The organism is Rothia mucilaginosa ATCC 25296 (genome assembly GCF_000175615.1).
Lineage (GTDB): Bacteria > Actinomycetota > Actinomycetes > Actinomycetales > Micrococcaceae > Rothia > Rothia mucilaginosa.
In genome coordinates, this window is record NZ_ACVO01000015.1 from 507,115 (window position 1) to 523,877 (window position 16,763).

14 protein-coding genes and 1 other RNA gene are annotated in these 16,763 nt (G+C 59.0%); 7 read left to right on the top strand and 8 right to left on the bottom strand.

All coding sequences use genetic code 11. The features are described from left to right. Nucleotides 1-108: 108 nt before the first annotated feature. From prfB to ROTMU0001_RS05630, 7 genes are all read left to right on the top strand, one after another. On the top strand, nt 109-1,236 hold the full coding sequence (gene prfB / locus ROTMU0001_RS05605; RefSeq protein ID WP_005508590.1) for a peptide chain release factor 2: 1,128 nt from the start codon (nt 109-111) through the stop codon (nt 1,234-1,236). 19 nt (nt 1,237-1,255) lie between these two features. Further along, nucleotides 1,256-1,750, top strand: a complete 495-nt coding sequence (gene smpB, locus ROTMU0001_RS05610; RefSeq protein WP_005508591.1) for an SsrA-binding protein SmpB — start codon at nt 1,256-1,258, stop codon at nt 1,748-1,750. A 129-nt stretch (nt 1,751-1,879) separates the two neighbouring features. Further along, nucleotides 1,880-2,344 carry a DUF4190 domain-containing protein gene (locus ROTMU0001_RS05615; protein WP_005508594.1) on the top strand — a complete coding sequence of 155 codons (465 nt, stop codon included), beginning with the start codon at nt 1,880-1,882 and terminating at the stop codon, nt 2,342-2,344. Nucleotides 2,345-2,583: 239 nt separating this feature from the next. Then, nucleotides 2,584-3,477: a DUF4190 domain-containing protein gene (locus tag ROTMU0001_RS05620; protein WP_005508596.1), complete on the top strand. Its 894-nt coding sequence runs from the start codon at nt 2,584-2,586 to the stop codon at nt 3,475-3,477. A 298-nt stretch (nt 3,478-3,775) separates the two neighbouring features. After that, nucleotides 3,776-4,148, top strand: a transfer-messenger RNA (tmRNA) gene (gene ssrA / locus ROTMU0001_RS09040). A 249-nt stretch (nt 4,149-4,397) separates the two neighbouring features. After that, the gene (locus ROTMU0001_RS05625) at nt 4,398-4,577 is read left to right on the top strand and encodes a hypothetical protein (RefSeq protein WP_044142600.1); all 180 of its coding nucleotides are present in this window, start codon (nt 4,398-4,400) and stop codon (nt 4,575-4,577) included. A gap of 865 nt (nt 4,578-5,442) precedes the next feature. Then, complete coding sequence (locus ROTMU0001_RS05630) at nt 5,443-6,045, top strand: hypothetical protein (protein ID WP_005508597.1); 603 nt, start codon at nt 5,443-5,445, stop codon at nt 6,043-6,045. Nucleotides 6,046-6,155: 110 nt separating this feature from the next. On the opposite strand, the gene ROTMU0001_RS05635 is transcribed toward ROTMU0001_RS05630, so the two are convergent. The 8 genes from ROTMU0001_RS05635 to ROTMU0001_RS05665 all read right to left on the bottom strand — a co-directional run bounded on the left by ROTMU0001_RS05635 (nt 6,156) and on the right by ROTMU0001_RS05665 (nt 16,183). Next, nucleotides 6,156-7,097, bottom strand: coding sequence for an inositol monophosphatase family protein (locus tag ROTMU0001_RS05635; protein ID WP_005508598.1), 942 nt, complete (start codon nt 7,095-7,097; stop codon nt 6,156-6,158). 80 nt (nt 7,098-7,177) lie between these two features. Next, entirely contained in the window at nt 7,178-8,305 is a 1,128-nt protein-coding gene (gene rsgA / locus ROTMU0001_RS05640) for a ribosome small subunit-dependent GTPase A (protein WP_005508599.1), read from the bottom strand. Then, a complete protein-coding gene (gene aroA, locus ROTMU0001_RS05645; RefSeq protein ID WP_005508600.1) occupies nt 8,306-9,817 on the bottom strand; it encodes a 3-phosphoshikimate 1-carboxyvinyltransferase in 1,512 nt (503 codons plus the stop codon). Nucleotides 9,818-10,078: 261 nt separating this feature from the next. Then, nucleotides 10,079-10,393 (bottom strand): mycothiol system anti-sigma-R factor, encoded by a 315-nt coding sequence (gene rsrA, locus ROTMU0001_RS05650; RefSeq protein ID WP_005508601.1) that lies wholly within the window; start codon nt 10,391-10,393, stop codon nt 10,079-10,081. An 89-nt stretch (nt 10,394-10,482) separates the two neighbouring features. Next, nucleotides 10,483-11,223, bottom strand: a complete 741-nt coding sequence (locus ROTMU0001_RS05655; RefSeq protein WP_005508602.1) for a sigma-70 family RNA polymerase sigma factor — start codon at nt 11,221-11,223, stop codon at nt 10,483-10,485. 157 nt (nt 11,224-11,380) lie between these two features. Then, entirely contained in the window at nt 11,381-11,455 is a 75-nt protein-coding gene (locus tag ROTMU0001_RS09290) for a 50S ribosomal protein bL37 (RefSeq protein WP_095343185.1), read from the bottom strand. Between the two features lie 230 nt (nt 11,456-11,685). Beyond that, on the bottom strand, nt 11,686-12,285 hold the full coding sequence (locus tag ROTMU0001_RS05660) for a GDSL-type esterase/lipase family protein (RefSeq protein ID WP_005505446.1): 600 nt from the start codon (nt 12,283-12,285) through the stop codon (nt 11,686-11,688). 220 nt (nt 12,286-12,505) lie between these two features. Further along, a complete protein-coding gene (locus ROTMU0001_RS05665; RefSeq protein WP_044142653.1) occupies nt 12,506-16,183 on the bottom strand; it encodes a multifunctional oxoglutarate decarboxylase/oxoglutarate dehydrogenase thiamine pyrophosphate-binding subunit/dihydrolipoyllysine-residue succinyltransferase subunit in 3,678 nt (1,225 codons plus the stop codon). Nucleotides 16,184-16,763: the final 580 nt, after the last annotated feature.

Genomic DNA, 16,763 nt, shown 5'->3' on the forward strand with positions numbered 1-16,763 from the left:
TTCGTTGCGCGGGTTCTGCCCTCTGTCTGCCTTATCCTTCTGCGCTGTGGGCTGTTGCGGGCTGTAACGGCGGGACTTTCTGGCCGTTTCGCGATAGTGTTAAAAGCTATGGCATCCTTCGACTTTTCTGCTGAGATTAAAGAGCTTCGCGCGATTTTCACCTCTATTGCTGCTGTGAGCGATATTGAGGGGATTGAGCGCGCCATTGAGGACCTGTCTGCGCAGGCTGCCGCACCCGATTTGTGGGATGACGTGGAGAATGCGCAGAAGGTGACGAGCGCGCTGTCGTATAAGCAGTCGGAGCTGAATCGTCTGCGTTCGCTGTCTTCTCGCATTGATGATGTTGAGGTGATGGTGGAGCTTGCCGAAGCGGAGGACGAGGAAACTGCCGCCGAGCTGCTCGCTGATGCTGAGCGTGAGTGCGCTGAGATCCGCGCCAAGCTGGAGGAGCTTGAGGTGCTGGTGCTACTGTCGGGTGAGTACGATCAGCGTGAGGCTGTGGTGACGATCCGTTCGGGCGCCGGCGGCGTGGATGCTGCTGATTTTGCGGAGATGCTGCTGCGCATGTATCTGCGTTGGGCGGAGAAGAACGGCTACCCGACGAAGGTTCTGGACACCTCCTACGCTGAGGAGGCGGGTCTGAAGTCGGTGACCTTTGAGGTGAACGCGCCGTACGCTTTTGGCCGCCTGTCGGTGGAGGCGGGTACTCACCGTCTGGTGCGTATTTCGCCGTTCGATAATCAGGGCCGCCGCCAGACGTCGTTCGCGGCGGTTGAGGTGATTCCTCTGATTGAGCAGACGGATGCTATTGAGATTCCCGAGTCTGAGATTAAGGTGGATGTGTTCCGCTCCTCGGGCCCGGGTGGTCAGTCGGTGAATACGACGGATTCGGCGGTGCGTATGACTCACTTGCCGACCGGTATCGTGGTGTCGATGCAGAATGAGAAGTCGCAGTTGCAGAACCGTGCGGCGGCTTTGCGTGTGCTGCAGTCTCGCTTGTTGCTGTTGCGTAAGGAGCAGGAGGACGCGAAGAAGAAGGAGCTTGCCGGCGATATTAAGGCGAGCTGGGGTGACCAGATGCGCTCCTATGTTCTGCATCCGTACCAGATGGTGAAGGATCTGCGTACCGGCTATGAGGAGGGTAACACCTCTAATGTTTTGGATGGCGGTTTGAACGCCTTTATTGATGCTGGTATTCGCTGGCGTGCTTCGGGGCGCGCGGCTGAAGAGAGCTAAGACGTATAAGGATTGAGTGATGGCTCAGAAAAAGAAGAAAGACGCGAAGAAGGACCCGAATAACGCGATTATTGCCCAGAATAAGAAGGCTCGCCACAACTACAACATTGTGGATACCTATGAGGCGGGTATTGTTCTGCTGGGTACTGAGGTGAAGTCTCTGCGTGATGGTGGGGCGTCCATTGTGGATGGTTTCTGCCAGGTGACCGATAACGAGTTGTGGCTCGAGGGTATTCATATTGCGGAGTATGGTTACGGTACGTGGACGAACCATGCGGCTCGTCGTCGCCGTAAGCTGCTGCTGCATCGTTCTGAGATTAATAAGTTGGCGCAGAAGTTGAAGGAGACCGGTTACACGGTGGTTCCGTTGAAGCTGTACTTCTCGAATGGTCGTGCGAAGGTTGAGATTGCTTTGGCGACCGGTAAGCGTGAGTATGATAAGCGTCAGGCTTTGCGTGAGCGTCAGGATGACCTGGAGGCGCGCCGCGCGATGCGTTACCGCAACCTCGGCTAGGGCTGAGGCAACGGCGGGATGCACGGCTGCTCCAGGAACTTGCCGGTAGGGGCGGGGCGCGGTTCCTCGCGTATAATGGTTGAAAATTCGTGGCGTACCGCGAACACCATTCATTCTTTGAGGAGACACATGTCTGAGAACCCGAACTACCAGCAGAACCCGGGCGAGTTCATTCCCGCACCGCAGCAGGCACCCGCATACAACATGCAGGGCAGCTACCCCGGCTACCAGCCGACCCCGAGCTCGGCTCTGGCGATTGCTTCGCTGATTCTGGGTATTATTGGTCTGCTCTCTGGCTGGCTGATTTTCGGTGGCGTGCTGGGTCTGGTCGGCGTGATTCTGGGTATTGTTGCCCTGGTGAAGGTGAAGAACGGTACCGCATCCGGTAAGGGCATGGCGATTGGTGGTATTGTCACCGGTGCGCTGGGCATGATTGTTGCTGTTGTCGTGCTGATTCTGGGCTTGATTGGCATTGGTATGCTCAGCGAGTGCGCTGAGAATGCCGAGCCGGATTCGAGCGGTAACTATGTGTGCACCGTTCATGGTGAAACCATGACGATGAGCCCTAAGGAATATGAAGCTGTCCGCCGCTAAGCCGCGTTGAGCATATAGAGATGTGAAGGGACCGAATAGTGTTGAACTATTCGGTCCCTTGTTCTTTTTCGGCGCTGATTCTGCCCGATTGGTGGATTCTGGGCGCTGAATCTGAAATCTTGAACTTCACAGATGACCCAAATGACAGCTTATTTATATAATGGAACCGAACTCAGCGCGCAATGGTGCGTTGGGCGAGTATAAATTGTTCGCTGCAACTGTGAAGGAAAGAACGACGGATGTCTGAGAATAACTACGGAAACAACCAGGGGAACGCGCAGAACCCCTACGCTGCTCAGCAGCCTAATTCTTCCGCCCAGGGCTCGTACGGTCAGGATTATGGCCAGGCTCCTTCGGCTCAGAACACTTACGGCCAGGACTACGGTCAGAGCGCATCCGCTCAGAACAGCTACGGCCAGGCGCAGCAGAACTCGGGCCAGCAGTCTTCGGCTCAGCAGAGCCAGTACGGCCAGTTTGGTGCGCAGCCCTCTTCACAGAATGCTTACGGCCAGAACGTTGCTCAGGGTACCTCAGCCCAGGGCGCTGCGACTCAGAACACCTACGGCCAGGCTCAGCCCGCTCAGCAGCAGTATGGTTACGGTCAGGATGCTTCCTACCAGGCTCAGCCCGCTCAGCAGAACCAGTACGGTTACGGCCAGGAAGCCTCGTACCAGGCTCAGCCTGCTGACTACAACTACCAGCAGAACTCTTACCAGCAGCAGCCTCAGCAGGACGCTTATGGTTACGGTCAGCCCGCAGGTTACCCGTATGCGGCTCCCATTGTGAAGAAGGCTCCCGGCATGGCGCTGGCTGCGATGATTCTGGGTATTGTGGGCGTCGTGACCGGTTTCTTCGTATTTGGTGCGCTGCTGGGTATCGCTGCGATTATTCTGGGCGCCCTGTCCCTGAAGAAGGTCAAGGAGGCTGGCGCGGGTAAGGGCTTCGCGATTACCGGTATCGTAACCGGCGCGGTGGCTGTCCTGTTCTCGCTGTGCATGCTCTTCGTGTACATTTCTGTTGCTCAGACTGCTGAGAAGTGCCTTGAAGTTGGTACCGATGACGGCCACGGTAACGTGGTGTGCCAGATTGGTGATAACCCGAACAACCGCATGACTGTTCCGGCTCACCGCTAAGTCTTAGCGCCTAATTTTGGCTACCCAGCGCGGTACGCGAACGGGGTGAGGATTCCAGATTTTCTGGGGTGCCTCACCCCGTTTTTATGCGCTGTGTCAGGCTACGGTGTTGCTGCTGTGCTAATCTGTTCGCTTTATTCGCCTCTAGCGGAGGGGTGTACTTACGTGGGTAGGGGACTTGCACGCCGTTAAACATCTTAGATATACTGAATCTCTACCGTGTTTGAATGGCACCACGGCATCAAGGTATGTCGAGGAAAACTTTCAGAAGACGGTGGGCTTTTTGATAAAAGCATAGGGGGATGATCGGTTTCGACGATGTGAGTTGAGATGGGTGAAGCGTGCCGAGGATGCAGGGTTATCTCGTTAACGCCCTCTGCAAAAAATTAAGTGCAGAATCTAAGCGCACTGACTTCGCACTCGCTGCCTAAGCGCGAGTTGCCGTCTGTCGGCCTGAGCATGCCTTTGGCTCAGTTACCGGCATCGACTTAAAAGGCCACTGCTGCTAGCCCTTGTTGCGGGGGTTAGCGGGACTTTTACGTGACTAGGTTCGTCGGTATATGTGTTTATGCAAGTACCGGAGCCGAAAAGTAGCGTTCGCATAAACTGCGCACGGAGAAGCCCCGTTGACGCCACATCGGACCGGGGTTCGATTCCCCGCATCTCCACGATCTCCCAACCGTCCGCTATCCCGTATGGGGTGCGGCGGTGATTATCGGTTCCAATCCAGAGGAAGAACCGCGGTAGGTTTCTACCACCCGGCAGGACGCCCCACGGCGTCACCTGCCGGGTATTTTTATGCCCAATTGGTCGGTCCTGTATTGCCGGTCCGTTCTGGGGTGTACCGGCGTGCCCGTGGGTTGGGCGTCAAAAGGTTTGGGCTAACGTCAAAAAGTATGGGCTGGCGTCGAAAGGTTTAGATGGACAGCATCTTCATCCGCACTGACCCTGCCGGGAACATCAAACCCGACAAAGAAAAATCCACCGAGAAAATCGACGGCGTGGTGGCCACTATCATGTGCCTCGACCGCGCGATTAGATGCGGCAGTGGACCCGCCACTGAGAGCGTGTATGACAGAAGAGGCATGTTTTTCATGTAGTGTCAATTTACGTGGTGCATCTGACGAGGCTCTCTGATAGACTGCTGAGTAGTGATGTAAGATACGTCACTATGTGACGTGGAAATGCAATCACAACCGCAATTTCTGCTTGGAATTGGGGGCTAGCTGCTTCCACGATTGCAAGAGCTTTAGGGCCAGCATTTGTTGGTGGTTTTGGAAAAGCCCTTGGAGGTCCGGCAGTAATTGCCGCTGCGCTAGCTGTTGCAGCAGTGTCCTGCACTCTCACTCTTTAACCTGGGAGAGGTCCAATGCGTACGAAGAATATATTTACACTAGGATTTTTTCTCACTATTGTTCCGGTGTTCTGGGTGATTATCTCATTTGCCAGAGACGGGGAGTTCTTTAATCCAGTATCAATTCTAAGTGCAATTTTAGGAGGTCTTTTGGTCACTTTTGCAGCCAGAAGGACGCTTGAGAGTGATTCAAAGTTCCCTAAGGGACCCCCTAAAGGACCTAGTGTGTAAAACATCGCTTAGAAGTTTCTAAGAGGAAGAACCGCGGTAGGTTTCTACCACCCGGCAGGACGCCCCACGGTGTCACCTGCCGGGTATTTTTATGCCCAATTGGTCGGTCCTGTATTGCCGGTCCGTTCTGGGGTGTACCGGCGTGCCCGAGGGTGCTCAGGTGACCGCATTGTAATGAGAACGTCATCAGAGAAGACGAAAACGCACCCTATGGCGTAGTATCGAAGGGTAAATATCGTTGTTCGGCGTTGATTGTTCATTCAATCTCACCGGCAACATTCGAGAGCAACCACAGAGCCACAGAATAGCCGGTCATAGGGATGCCACCGCTACGATGCGGTAGCCACACAGCCGCTATGACGACCACTCAAGGACACACCATGGAAAACCAGATTCCCGCCCCCTCCTTTCCGGAGCAGAACAACGCAAACTCCCCGCAGCCGGTACCTGCAGGCGTCGCACCCGGCGCTCCCCTCGGCGCAGCACCCGCACCCGCCCTGGGCGTGGCACCCGCTAACGTGCGCGACCGCGATGACAGCTACCAGCGCATCCCGGACATCTACCGGGTACCGGCTGAGCACCGCCGCCCCTACGGCGAGACCACCGGCGACTTCCGCGGCCCCGGCTACTTCTACTCCATCGGTGCGTTCGGTGCCTCCCTGGGTGCCCTGGCGCTGACCCTCTACGCGTGGGTTCAGGTCGCGGCACTCCACGCTGAGGCAAGGACCAGGTCCGGCGATTACAGCTCCTCTGCTTATAGCTCCAATCTGAGCCTGAGCCCCAACATCATGGTGATTGCTCTGCTGCTCGTGGGTCTGATCCCGGTAGGCGTGTCTATCTGGCTTGCCATCTACTCGGCGAAGGTGAACGCCGGTCACACCACCAAGTACACCTCGAAGATGACGACCTTCAACATTCTGGCGTACATCATCTCGGGTCTGAGCTTGCTGGGTCTGCTCGGCACCCTCACGATGCTGTCCTAAAACAAGCAACGCTTGCTCTCATAGCGATAATAGCGAGGCGGCGGCTTTCCACTTACCGGAAAGCCGCCGCCTCGCTATATTGTCACCGTCACCGGGGAGGGGAGTGCAGGCTAGGGTTGGGGCGCGAGCGCCTCCAGCACCTGCTGCTGAACCGCCGCCGTATTACTTGCCACCAGGGACACCGGGTGCACACCGGCGGCCGAAACACCCGCGTGCTCGGGCAAATCGCCCTCCAGGGTGGAGGCGACGCCGCCAGCCTCGCGAATCAGCGGCAATAGCGCCGCCACCTCGTAGAAAGACAGGGATGCATCCACGACGGTGTCCACGGCACCCTCAGCGAGCATACACGCCGCCCAGAACGAACCGTACGCACGGGAACAACCCACGCAGCCCAGAAGCTGTACAAGCTCGCCAGAGCGGTCCACAGCGCCTTCAGAGGCAGCCTTCCAGGAGGAGAGGTCGGTGTACGCGGCAGACAGCTGATCCAACTGAATCAGCGAAGACACCTCAAGACGAGTAGCCTGCGCCAAAGACTTACCCGTGTACGCGCCCGAACCGCGAGCAGCCCACCAGCGGCGACCCAGCGCGGGTGCAGACACCACACCCACCACCGGCTCACCCTGATCCAGCAAAGCAATCAGAGTCGCCCACACCGGTACGCCGCGGCGAAAATTATCCTGCTCAGCAATCGGTGCAATCACCCACTGGCGCGCCGCCTGACCGTTATAGCCGGCATGCGCACCGGCAATACCGTCACGAGTACGCACACGCGACAGCTGCGCGCGCAGAAGCTCCTCAACCTCCTGAGCCACACCCGAGGCGTAATCGGCAGGCTCCTGCACCGGCGCCTGCTGCTCCGCGGGCTGCTGAGTAGCCTGCTGCCACGGCGCCAACGGTGCCGCAGCGGGGGCAGCCTCTGCGGGCTCTACCACCTCGGATGCGGGGGAGAAGACCGGGCGGTCACGAAAACGCATGGCGCTCACACGATCGACGCTATCGGCAAGAATATGCGCAAGACGCAAATCGTCGGTGTACTGCTGGGGACGGCTCATAGTAATGCTCTTCTTCAGTATCGGTGATGTAGTCAGCAAAAATGTGTGTGTAATGCTGTGTGCAGTGCAGGGGAGAGAACCTAGACGAGAGCGCCCAGTTCCTTCTCCGAATCGCCCTCTTCAGGAGTCAAAAGCAGTAGCTTACGCAAGGAGTCCAGGCGGTCGGGACCGCTCTCACCGGCGTGACCGGCGGCAACGTACGCCTCCAGACCGCACTCGGGAGCCTGCGCCGCGTGAGTACACGCCTTCGGGCAATCTGCCGCACCCGGTGCCAGGTCCACGAACGCCTCCACGACGGTCTCCGGCGGCACATGCGCCAGACCGAAAGAACGAATACCCGGAGTATCAATAATCCAGGTGCCCGGCTCCATCGGATCGCCATTCGCATTCACCGGACGCAACGCCAACGCCGACGAGGAAGTGTGACGGCCACGGCCCGTCACCGCGTTCACATGACCGGTCGCACGCTCGGAGCCGGTCAGCGCATTCACCAGGGTCGACTTACCCACACCCGAATGACCCAGAAGCACCGACACCTGACCCAACAGCTCCTGCAGAAGCTCCTGAACCGGTGCCGACTCCAAACCGGCAGCGCCCTCCTGACTCGGCGCCAAACCATCCGAAGACGAAGACAGCACAATCTTCAAACCGCTCGCCGCATAGTAATCCAGCAGGTTCTGCGGGTACCGCACATCGGTCTTCGTAATGCACAGGATCGGCTCAATCCCGGCGTCAAACGCCGCCACCACGGCACGGTCAATGAAGCCGGTGCGCGGCTCCGGGTTCGCTGCAGCAACCACAATCACCAGCTGCTGAGCATTCGCCACGACCACGCGCTCCGACGGGTCGGTGTCATCGGCACTACGGCGCAGAATCGAGGTGCGCTCACCCAGACGCACAATGCGCGCCAGGGTATCCTTCGCACCGGAGGTGTCACCCACCAGGTCCACAAAGTCGCCGGTCACAATCGCGGTGCGGCGCAGCTCCTTAGCGCGCGCCGCAATGAGGGTACGCTCCTTCTCGGTACCCTCATCCACGACGACCGACCAGCGGCCACGGTCCACCGTAATGACCCTGCCACGAATCGCTTCTTTGAAGGTCGGGCGGTCCTTCGTGCGGGGGCGGGAGCCCTTCTTGTTCGGGCGCACGCGCACATCCGACTCATCCCATTCGGAGAAATCGCGCACGTTCATGCGGGAAGAACCCATTTAGAAGACCTCCTGGTCGGCGGTAACGTCAGAGGTGGAAGCGCCGGTCTGCCATTGCGCCAGCATGTCCTCCCACATTGCGGTAAATTCGGGCATGGTCTTAGCCACGGTGGCTACGTTCTGCACCACCACATTGGGGCGGCGCAGACCAATAATCGCCGCGAAGGTTGCCATGCGGTGATCGTCGTAGGTGTGCGCCAGAACCGGCGCAGCCTCAGCGGTAGCGGGGATGGGCGCCTCAATCACCAGCGAATCGGCGGTGTCGTGGGCGGCACCTCCCAGGCGGTTAATCTCAGCGGCGAGCGCTGCGAGGCGGTCCGTCTCATGACCGCGCAGATGCGCAATACCGGTCAGCTCAACGCGGCCCTTCACAAAAGCGCAGGCAGCCGCCATGGTCGGCGCCAGCTCGCCACCGGCAGACAGGTCAAAGGAGAAGTCACCCTCGGGAAGCTGCGCCGGACCGGTCACAGTCAGACGGCCCTCAGCGTAGCGAACCTGCGCACCCAGCGCGGGCAGAAGCTCACGCCACATATCGCCCACCTGGGTCGTACCCGCCGAAGAATCAGCCGCGGGTGCCGGCCAGTGAGGAATAGTCACCGACTCGCCGGTAACCACGGCGGCGGCAAGGAACGGACCGGCATTCGAAAGGTCCGGCTCAATGGTCATCTCAAAGCCGGGGAAAGAACCGGGGTGAACCGTCCAACGGTACTCGCCGCTCTCTGCTTCGTTGCCTTGGCTCGGGTAGTGCTCCTGCACTCGAATACCCATCTGGCGCAGCGCCTCAACGGTCATCTGAATGTGCGGGATGGACGGCACCGAAGAGCCCTCGTGCACCAGCACCATGCCCTGCGGCAGGCGAGGCGCCATCAGCAACAGCGCCGAAACGAACTGGGACGACGTCGAAGCATCAATACGAACCACGGGCGCCTCAGAAACACCCTCTGCGCTCGCCAGACCGGGGGAGCGCAGCACGAAGGGCAGAGCGTTCTCGCCCTGCTCACAATCCACCTGCACACCCAGCTGACGCAGACCCTCCAGAACCGGACCCATCGGACGCTGACGGGCATGCGGGTCACCGTCAAAAGCGAACTCACCCGGCAGTAGCGCCGCCAGAGCGGGCACAAAACGCATCACGGTACCGGCAAGACCGCACTCAATCGATACGGTGCGCGACTGAGCGGAATCGGACTGCGCCTGAGCGGAATGCGCTTCCACAAAGTTGAGGGGAGTAACTTTTACATCCGGACCGAACGGCGAATCGGTCGGCACCAGCTCAATACCCGCACCCAGCTGACGCAGTGCCTCAATCATGAGCGCCGAATCGCGCGAATGCAACGGCGCACGCAAATACGAGGGGGAATCAGCCAGAGCAGCAAGCAACAGATAACGGTTCGTGAGCGACTTAGAACCCGGAATATGCACCAGCGCGTTCTTGCCAGCGGCTTCGCTGGAGGCGGGTGCCAGGGGAGCGGGCCAATCACCGGGGGAAAGCTGCACTGCTGCGTCGCTCATACATCCTCTTCTGGTTCAAATCATGGGGAGGGCGCAGACTCAGAGACGCTGCGCCGGTTGACGTCTACCCCTATTCTACCGGTTGAGGGTTTGCGAGCCGCTGAGGGCTCCAGGGATGAGATAGGCAGCGTGAACCATGCAACACGAACCAGACAGCGCGAACCAATCAATACGCGTAAAGGCGGTGCACCGTTATTGGTGCACCGCCTTCACTCATCATCAGATGTCTATACCCCCAGCGGGGCAACAGCTTGAGGCAGCTTAGAGGTTAGCCTCGGCGCAGAACTTCTGCACATCCTGCAGCAGACGCGCCTTCAGCTGCTCGGGCGCCTGCTGAGCGCACGAAGAACGCATCTTCTCACGAATCATCAGCTCAAAGTCTTTCACATCCGCGCAGTCGGGGCAGGCATCCAGATGCGCCTGAACCGTGCGCAGCTGCTCGGGGCTCAGCTCCCTATCGAGGAATTCGTAGAGGCGCTTGAGGGACGACGAGCAGGGCTGGCCGCCGCAATCCTCTAGCGGCTCAGAAGCCGCGGAGGCTTCGGGGACAGAAGAATTCTTGTCTGTGGTTGACATCGGGGTTCCTTTCACACGGAAGGTATAAAGCGTTAGGGGAGTCTAGCCTCAACCGCATGGGGGGCTAGCTCACGTGTAGAAGAGCGAATCTAAGAATCCGCAGGCGCCTCGGAGCTAGAGCCCGCCGGCGGGGACTTTACGCCCTTGGCCGCCTTAGTGCCCTTGGTAGCCTTTGCCGGCTGCCCCTTAGCGCTCGCCTTCGCTGCGGCTTTTGCCTCAGCCTTCGCTTCTACCTTTGCGATGGTCGATGGGCGCAGACCGTTCTCACGCGCATAATCGAGCAGCTTCTCACGCAGAATACGGCGGCCACGATGTAGGCGAGACATCACCGTGCCCAGAGGGATATCCAGAATCTCCGCAATATCCTTGTACGCGAACCCCTCCACATCGGAGTAGTACACCACCATGCGGAAATCCTCAGAGAGCTCGTTCAGAGCCTCACGAACCTCCGTATTCGGCAGGGCGCTCAGCGCCTCCGCCTCGGCAGAACGCAGACCCACCGCATCATGCTCACCGGCCTGAGCCAGCTGCCAATCCTCCACCGTCTCACCCTGAGACTGCTGCGGCTCACGCTGACGCTTACGGTACAAATTGATGTACGTATTCGTCAGGATGCGGTACAGCCACGCCTTCAGGTTCGTACCCTCGGTGAACTGGTGGTACGAGGCAAAAGCCTTCATGTAGGTTTCCTGCACCAAGTCTTCAGCATCGGCAGAGTTGCGGCTCATCCGCAGGGCGGCAGCGTAGAGCTGATCCACATACTGCATAGCGTCCGCGGTAAAGCGTTCGCGTAGCTCGCGGGTATCCGCCGCGGTGTTGGTTTCAGCCATGTTTCTCCTCTACAGGAACGCGCCAGGCGTTCACTTCCATAACGTAGAATTCTTCTCTTTATTCCGCAGAATGCGCACAAACATCTGCGGGTAAAGCAAAACCCCGGGTCCGAATAATATCCGAAACGCCGGGGTTTTAAAGTGTATGCAAGATACCTTATGCGTTGGGGCGCTTACCGTGGTTTGCGCCGCCCTTACGACGGTCCTTGCGCTTACGACCGCGCTTGCTCATCAGAGCCTCCTTATAGTGTTCATGGATGCACGCCCCACCTTCGCGGTGCGCGCTCCCTATTACCTGCCCTAGCAGAGGCGGTCACCGAAAACCGGTGCTCCACGCTATAAGGGCAACGCCGTCTATTTTTTCATAGAAACGGCATGATTGCATCTTGGAACCGGGATATGAGCTAAAAAACACGAACTTTCTTCGCATCAGCTCACAACCCCAGCGGGGAGAGCGGGCTCTTAGCCGTGCTCAGGAATGTTCAGCCAGTTGTACCAGCCTCGGTGCAGAACCAGCCACGCCATCAGACCGTAACCGGACTGACCCGGGCGACCGTCATTAGCGGCAAGGTCGTTGCGCCACTGCTCGTGGTGAAGCAGCGGGTTGAACGTATCCACGTACACGTGGTTACGGCGGGTCACCACATCTGCGTACGCCGCCGACAGGTCAGCGATACGGCGGTTACGCTCAGCGTCCAGGGTCGGCGGCGGACCAACAACCAGAACCTTAATGTTGTTCTGCGACGCCATGTCCACAATGTTCGCCAGGTTCAAACGCGAACGAGCGCTGGTCAGACCCAAATCAATGTCAAAGGTCGACGGAGCAATAATGAGGCGGTTATCAGCACCGGGAACGAAGCGGCGGCGCGCCTCCTCGAACCAGCGTGCATTCAGCTGCTCGCTACCTTCATTGGGGGCGGCAAGGTTATATGCCGCAATGGATGCAGTGGTCTGCGGGGTGCGCGCCATAACGCGACCAAACCAGCCCAGGGTACGGGGGTCGCCAACACCGGCGAGCAGGTCATCACCGACTGCCACAATTCGAATATTGCGTTGCTCCACGGAATTCTTTCTTCAGCAGGATGCGCCCGCCGTGAGAGGCGGCAAGGCACGTGAGTAATAGTCTTCATATCTAGGATAAGCGCTCTTGAGCCTCTTTTCGAACTTAATACCCTATCCGGTAAGTATCCGAGACTAAAAAACCCGTCTGCCCACCAGAAACATCTGACGGGAAGACGGGTTTTGAAGAGCTAAATCATGAGCCGATCAGCTGTAGAAGATCTTAGCCTTCGAAGACCTGCTTGAGCAGAGCCTCAGCCTCAGCTGCGTGCAGCTTACCGGTACCGGCAGCCGGGGAAGCAGCTGCGGAGCGGGAAGCCAGGCGCATACGGCGGTCGATCAGCGGCTGCAGGTTGAGAGCCATGAACGGCCACTGACCCTGGTTAGCAGGCTCGTCCTGAGCCCACACAACGTCGGTAGCGTTCGAGTACAGAGCCAGCTGCTCCTTGATCTCCTGCTCGGGCAGCGGGTACAGCTGCTCCACCGAGACAATAGCGGTCTTGGTGTCGCCGCGGCGCTCGCGCTCAGCTTCCAGATCGTAGTAGAGACGACCGGATACGAAGACCACACGCTCAACCTGAGCCGGGTTAATACCCGAACGGTCACCAATCACCGGCTGGAACGAACCCTCGGTGAAGTCCTCAATCGAGGACGCAGCAGCCTTCAGACGCAGCAGCTGCTTGGGGCTGATTACCACGAGCGGCTTGTACGGACGGTGCTGAGAGTGGCGACGCAGCAGGTGGAAGTGCGAAGCCGGAGTCGAGGGGCAAGCAACAGTCATGTTGTTCTCAGCGCACAGCTGCAGGTAACGCTCAACACGAGCCGAGGAGTGGTCAGGACCCTGACCCTCGTAGCCGTGAGGAAGCAGCATAACCAGCGAGGAGCGCTGGCCCCACTTCTGCTCGGAGGAAGACACGAACTCATCAATGATGGTCTGAGCGCCGTTTGCGAAGTCACCGAACTGAGCCTCCCACACCACGAGCGAGTCGGGGCGCTCTACCGAGTAGCCGTACTCGAAGCCGAGAACGCCGTACTCAGAGAGGAAGGAGTTGTAGATACGGAACTTGCCCTGGTCCTCAGAGAGGTGCTCCAGCGGCGACCACTCTTCATCAGTGATGTGGTCGTGCAGAACAGCGTGACGCTGAACGAAGGTACCGCGCTGAACATCCTGACCGCTCATACGAACGTCGGTGCCCTCCATCAGCAGCGAACCGAAGGCGAGCAGTTCACCCATACCCCAGTTCACGTTGCCGGTGCGGCCCATCTCAACGCGCTGCTCCATGAGCTTCTTCAGCTTCTTGTGGACGGTGAAGCCCTCGGGAGCCTTACCGAACGCGTCAGCGATGTGCTGCAGAGTCTCACGGGAGATTGCAGTCTTACCGCCGTGAACGACCTCGGTGTTCTGCTGAGCAGCAGGCAGTTCCAGACCGGAAACGTGCGCGCCAGCAGGAGCCGGTGCCGAAGACTGAGTCTCGACGAAGATAGCGTCCAGCTTCGAGTGGTAGGAGTCCAGAACTTCGTCTGCCTCTTCCTGAGAGACATCGCCACGACCGACCAGGTCCTGTGCGTACAGGGTGCGGGTCGAGGGCAGGACGTCAATATCCTGGTACATCTTCGGCTGGGTCATCGACGGATCGTCAGCCTCGTTGTGACCGCGGCGGCGGTAGCAAATCAGGTCAATGACAACGTCGCGACCGAAGCGCTCACGGTACTCGAATGCCAGGCGTGCGGCGCGAACCACTGCATCCGGGTCATCAGCGTTGACGTGGAAGACCGGAGCCTTGGTCATACGCGCAATGTCGGAGGCGTGGGTTGCGGTGCGGCCGTCGTTCGGCAGGGTGGTGAAGCCAATCTGGTTGTTCACCACAACGTGCACGGTGCCGCCGGTGGTGTACGCCTTCAGGTCAGCCATCTGCAGGGTCTCCATGACGATACCCTGGCCAGCGAACGCTGCGTCACCGTGAATCAGGATCGGCAGGACCGGGTGGCCCTCAACGCCCTGCTCGCGGTAGACGTCCTGCTTAGCGCGGACGATACCCTCGAGCACGGTGTTTGCAGCCTCAAGGTGCGAGGGGTTAGCAGCCACGTAAACCTGGGTCTGCTTACCGGAATCGGAGGTGAAGACACCCTCGGTACCGAGGTGGTACTTCACGTCACCGGAGCCACCCTCGTAGGGTGCTGCGGTGCCGGAGAACTCACGGAAAATCTGGGCGTAGGACTTACCAGCAATGTTGGTCAGCACGTTCAGGCGACCGCGGTGTGCCATACCAATGGCTACGCCCTTCAGGTCGTTGTTAGCGGCCTTGTCCAGAACAGCGTCCAGCAGCGGAATCAGGGACTCGCCGCCCTCCAGGGAGAAACGCTTCTGACCCAGGTACTTGGTCTGCAGGAAGTTCTCGAATGCCTCAGCCTCGACCAGCTTGGAGAGAACACGCAGCTGCTCCTCGCGGGTGGGCTTAGCAACGCCGCGCTCCAGGCGCTCCTGGAACCATGCGCGAACCTCGGGGTCCTCAGAGTACATGTACTCAACGGACAGGGAGCCGGAGTATGCCTCGTGCAGGCGCTCCAGGATGGTGCGCAGCGGCAGACGCTCGGAACCGCCAAAGCCACCGGTCGGGTAGACGCGGTCCAGATCCCACAGGGTCAGGCCGTAGTTCTCCAGCTTCAGGTCCGGGTGCGAACGCATCTTGTAACCAACGGGGTTGGTTGCTGCGGTCAGGTGGCCGTGCACGCGGTACGCGTGAATGAGCTGCTGGATACGTGCAACCTTGGAAATCTCGTGAGCGTCATCGACGTGGTTGTCGCGTGCCCAACGAACCGGCTCGAAGGGAACCTTCAGGTCGCGGAAGATTGCGTCGTAGAAGTCGTCGCCGCCGAGCAGGTAGTGCTCAACCAGCTTCAGGAATTCACCGGAACCTGCACCCTGAATGACGCGGTGGTCGTAGGTGCTGGTCAGGGTGATGATCTTGGACAGACCCTGCTGGGTGATGAGCTTCTCGGACAGGCCGCGGAACTCAGCCGGGTACTCCAGAGCACCCACACCGATAATGGCAGCCTGGCCCTTGGAGAGGCGGGGCACCGAGTGGACGGTACCAATACCACCGGGGTTGGTCAGCGAAACAGTGGTGCCGCGGAAGTCCTCAATGGTCAGCGCGCCGTTACGGCCACGCTTAACGATGTCGTTGTACGCATCCCAGAACTCGCGGAAGCTCAGCTGCTCAGCACCCTTGAGGTTCGGAACGACCAGGTTACGGGAACCATCGGGGCGGGGCAGGTCAATAGCCAGACCAAAGTTCACGTGTGCGTTGTGGATTGCAACGGGCTTGCCCTTCTCATCCACACCGTAGGTCACGTTCATCGAAGGCATCGCAGCCACTGCGCGAATCACAGCGTAACCAATGATGTGGGTGAAGGAGACCTTGCCGCCGCGGGTGCTTGCCAGGTACTTGTTGATGGCAGCACGGTTCTCAATGAGCAGCTTTGCGGGGACCGCACGAACGGTGGTTGCGGTGGGGACAGTCAGCGACTCTTCCATGGTCGTGACAACTGCCTTAGCAGGGCCGCGGAGGGGGACAATCTTGTCTTCAACAGGTTCCACAGGTTCAGCCTTCTTGGTAGCAGCGGGAGGGGTGGGGTTAGCAGGCGCAGCCGCAGGCTTCGGTGCCGCGGGGGCGGGAGTTGCTACAGGTGCGGCAGGTGCAGCCGGTGCGGCGGGTGCCGCAACAGGAGCTGCACTAGCGGTACCGGCGCCTCCCAGCGCCTTGTCGATGGTCTCAAAAATGGGCCACCATGAAGGGTCCACGAGGTTCTTGTCCTTCTGGTAACGCTCGTACTGTTCTTCAACGAACCATTCGTTACCGGCAAATTCCTCAGGCACCAGATGTTCTGGCAGATTTGGCACGTTAAACGCCTCTTCCAATTAGTGTGAATTTATCCGTCGCGTCCGGGACTCTCCCCGGCATAGACGACCCGCGTCTTCGAGGGGCGAATCATCACGCTGAGCATGTGCGCATCGCCTAAGATGGTGGCCGTATGTGCGGGGTGTGCACCGTACAAACCTGCCTAGCGTGCCGTGAACGTCGGGGTTCATCCGCTTGCTTGGCGGCACACTCATGCTCCTATGTATAAGTGTAAAGAGAATCACGGTGAACTTTCCAGCTCATCGCGCTATATCCGCAATGCAATTTTTCACTCTTAGGGATTAGCAATGAGCCGCGTGCGCAACAAGTGCTGTCTTGCGCTTGTGAGCAGGCACTCTACAGCACCGGGAAGAGACGAAACCTTCGCTAAAATATGGGGTATGGATGACCCTTTGAGTAAGACTCTGACTACTAGCCAGCGCAGAATACTGCCCGCGTACTCTGCGCAACACGGCACTGTAACACCCAAAAACACCACCTCCGATGCTCAGCATCTGGACAGCCTGACTGCGGGGCTACCCCGTCAAGCCCAAGGCGCCGCACACCAGTCGATGGAGGCGG

What these genes read in the sequence shown, in the direction of transcription:
- prfB (WP_005508590.1), top strand. Translation starts at nt 109, where the DNA reads ATGGCATCCTTCGACTTTTCTGCTGAGATTAAAGAGCTTCGCGCGATT.
- smpB (WP_005508591.1), top strand. Translation starts at nt 1,256, where the DNA reads ATGGCTCAGAAAAAGAAGAAAGACGCGAAGAAGGACCCGAATAACGCG.
- ROTMU0001_RS05615 (WP_005508594.1), top strand. Translation starts at nt 1,880, where the DNA reads ATGTCTGAGAACCCGAACTACCAGCAGAACCCGGGCGAGTTCATTCCC.
- ROTMU0001_RS05620 (WP_005508596.1), top strand. Translation starts at nt 2,584, where the DNA reads ATGTCTGAGAATAACTACGGAAACAACCAGGGGAACGCGCAGAACCCC.
- ROTMU0001_RS05625 (WP_044142600.1), top strand. Translation starts at nt 4,398, where the DNA reads ATGGACAGCATCTTCATCCGCACTGACCCTGCCGGGAACATCAAACCC.
- ROTMU0001_RS05630 (WP_005508597.1), top strand. Translation starts at nt 5,443, where the DNA reads ATGGAAAACCAGATTCCCGCCCCCTCCTTTCCGGAGCAGAACAACGCA.
- ROTMU0001_RS05635 (WP_005508598.1), bottom strand. Translation starts at nt 7,097, where the DNA reads ATGAGCCGTCCCCAGCAGTACACCGACGATTTGCGTCTTGCGCATATT.
- rsgA (WP_005508599.1), bottom strand. Translation starts at nt 8,305, where the DNA reads ATGGGTTCTTCCCGCATGAACGTGCGCGATTTCTCCGAATGGGATGAG.
- aroA (WP_005508600.1), bottom strand. Translation starts at nt 9,817, where the DNA reads ATGAGCGACGCAGCAGTGCAGCTTTCCCCCGGTGATTGGCCCGCTCCC.
- rsrA (WP_005508601.1), bottom strand. Translation starts at nt 10,393, where the DNA reads ATGTCAACCACAGACAAGAATTCTTCTGTCCCCGAAGCCTCCGCGGCT.
- ROTMU0001_RS05655 (WP_005508602.1), bottom strand. Translation starts at nt 11,223, where the DNA reads ATGGCTGAAACCAACACCGCGGCGGATACCCGCGAGCTACGCGAACGC.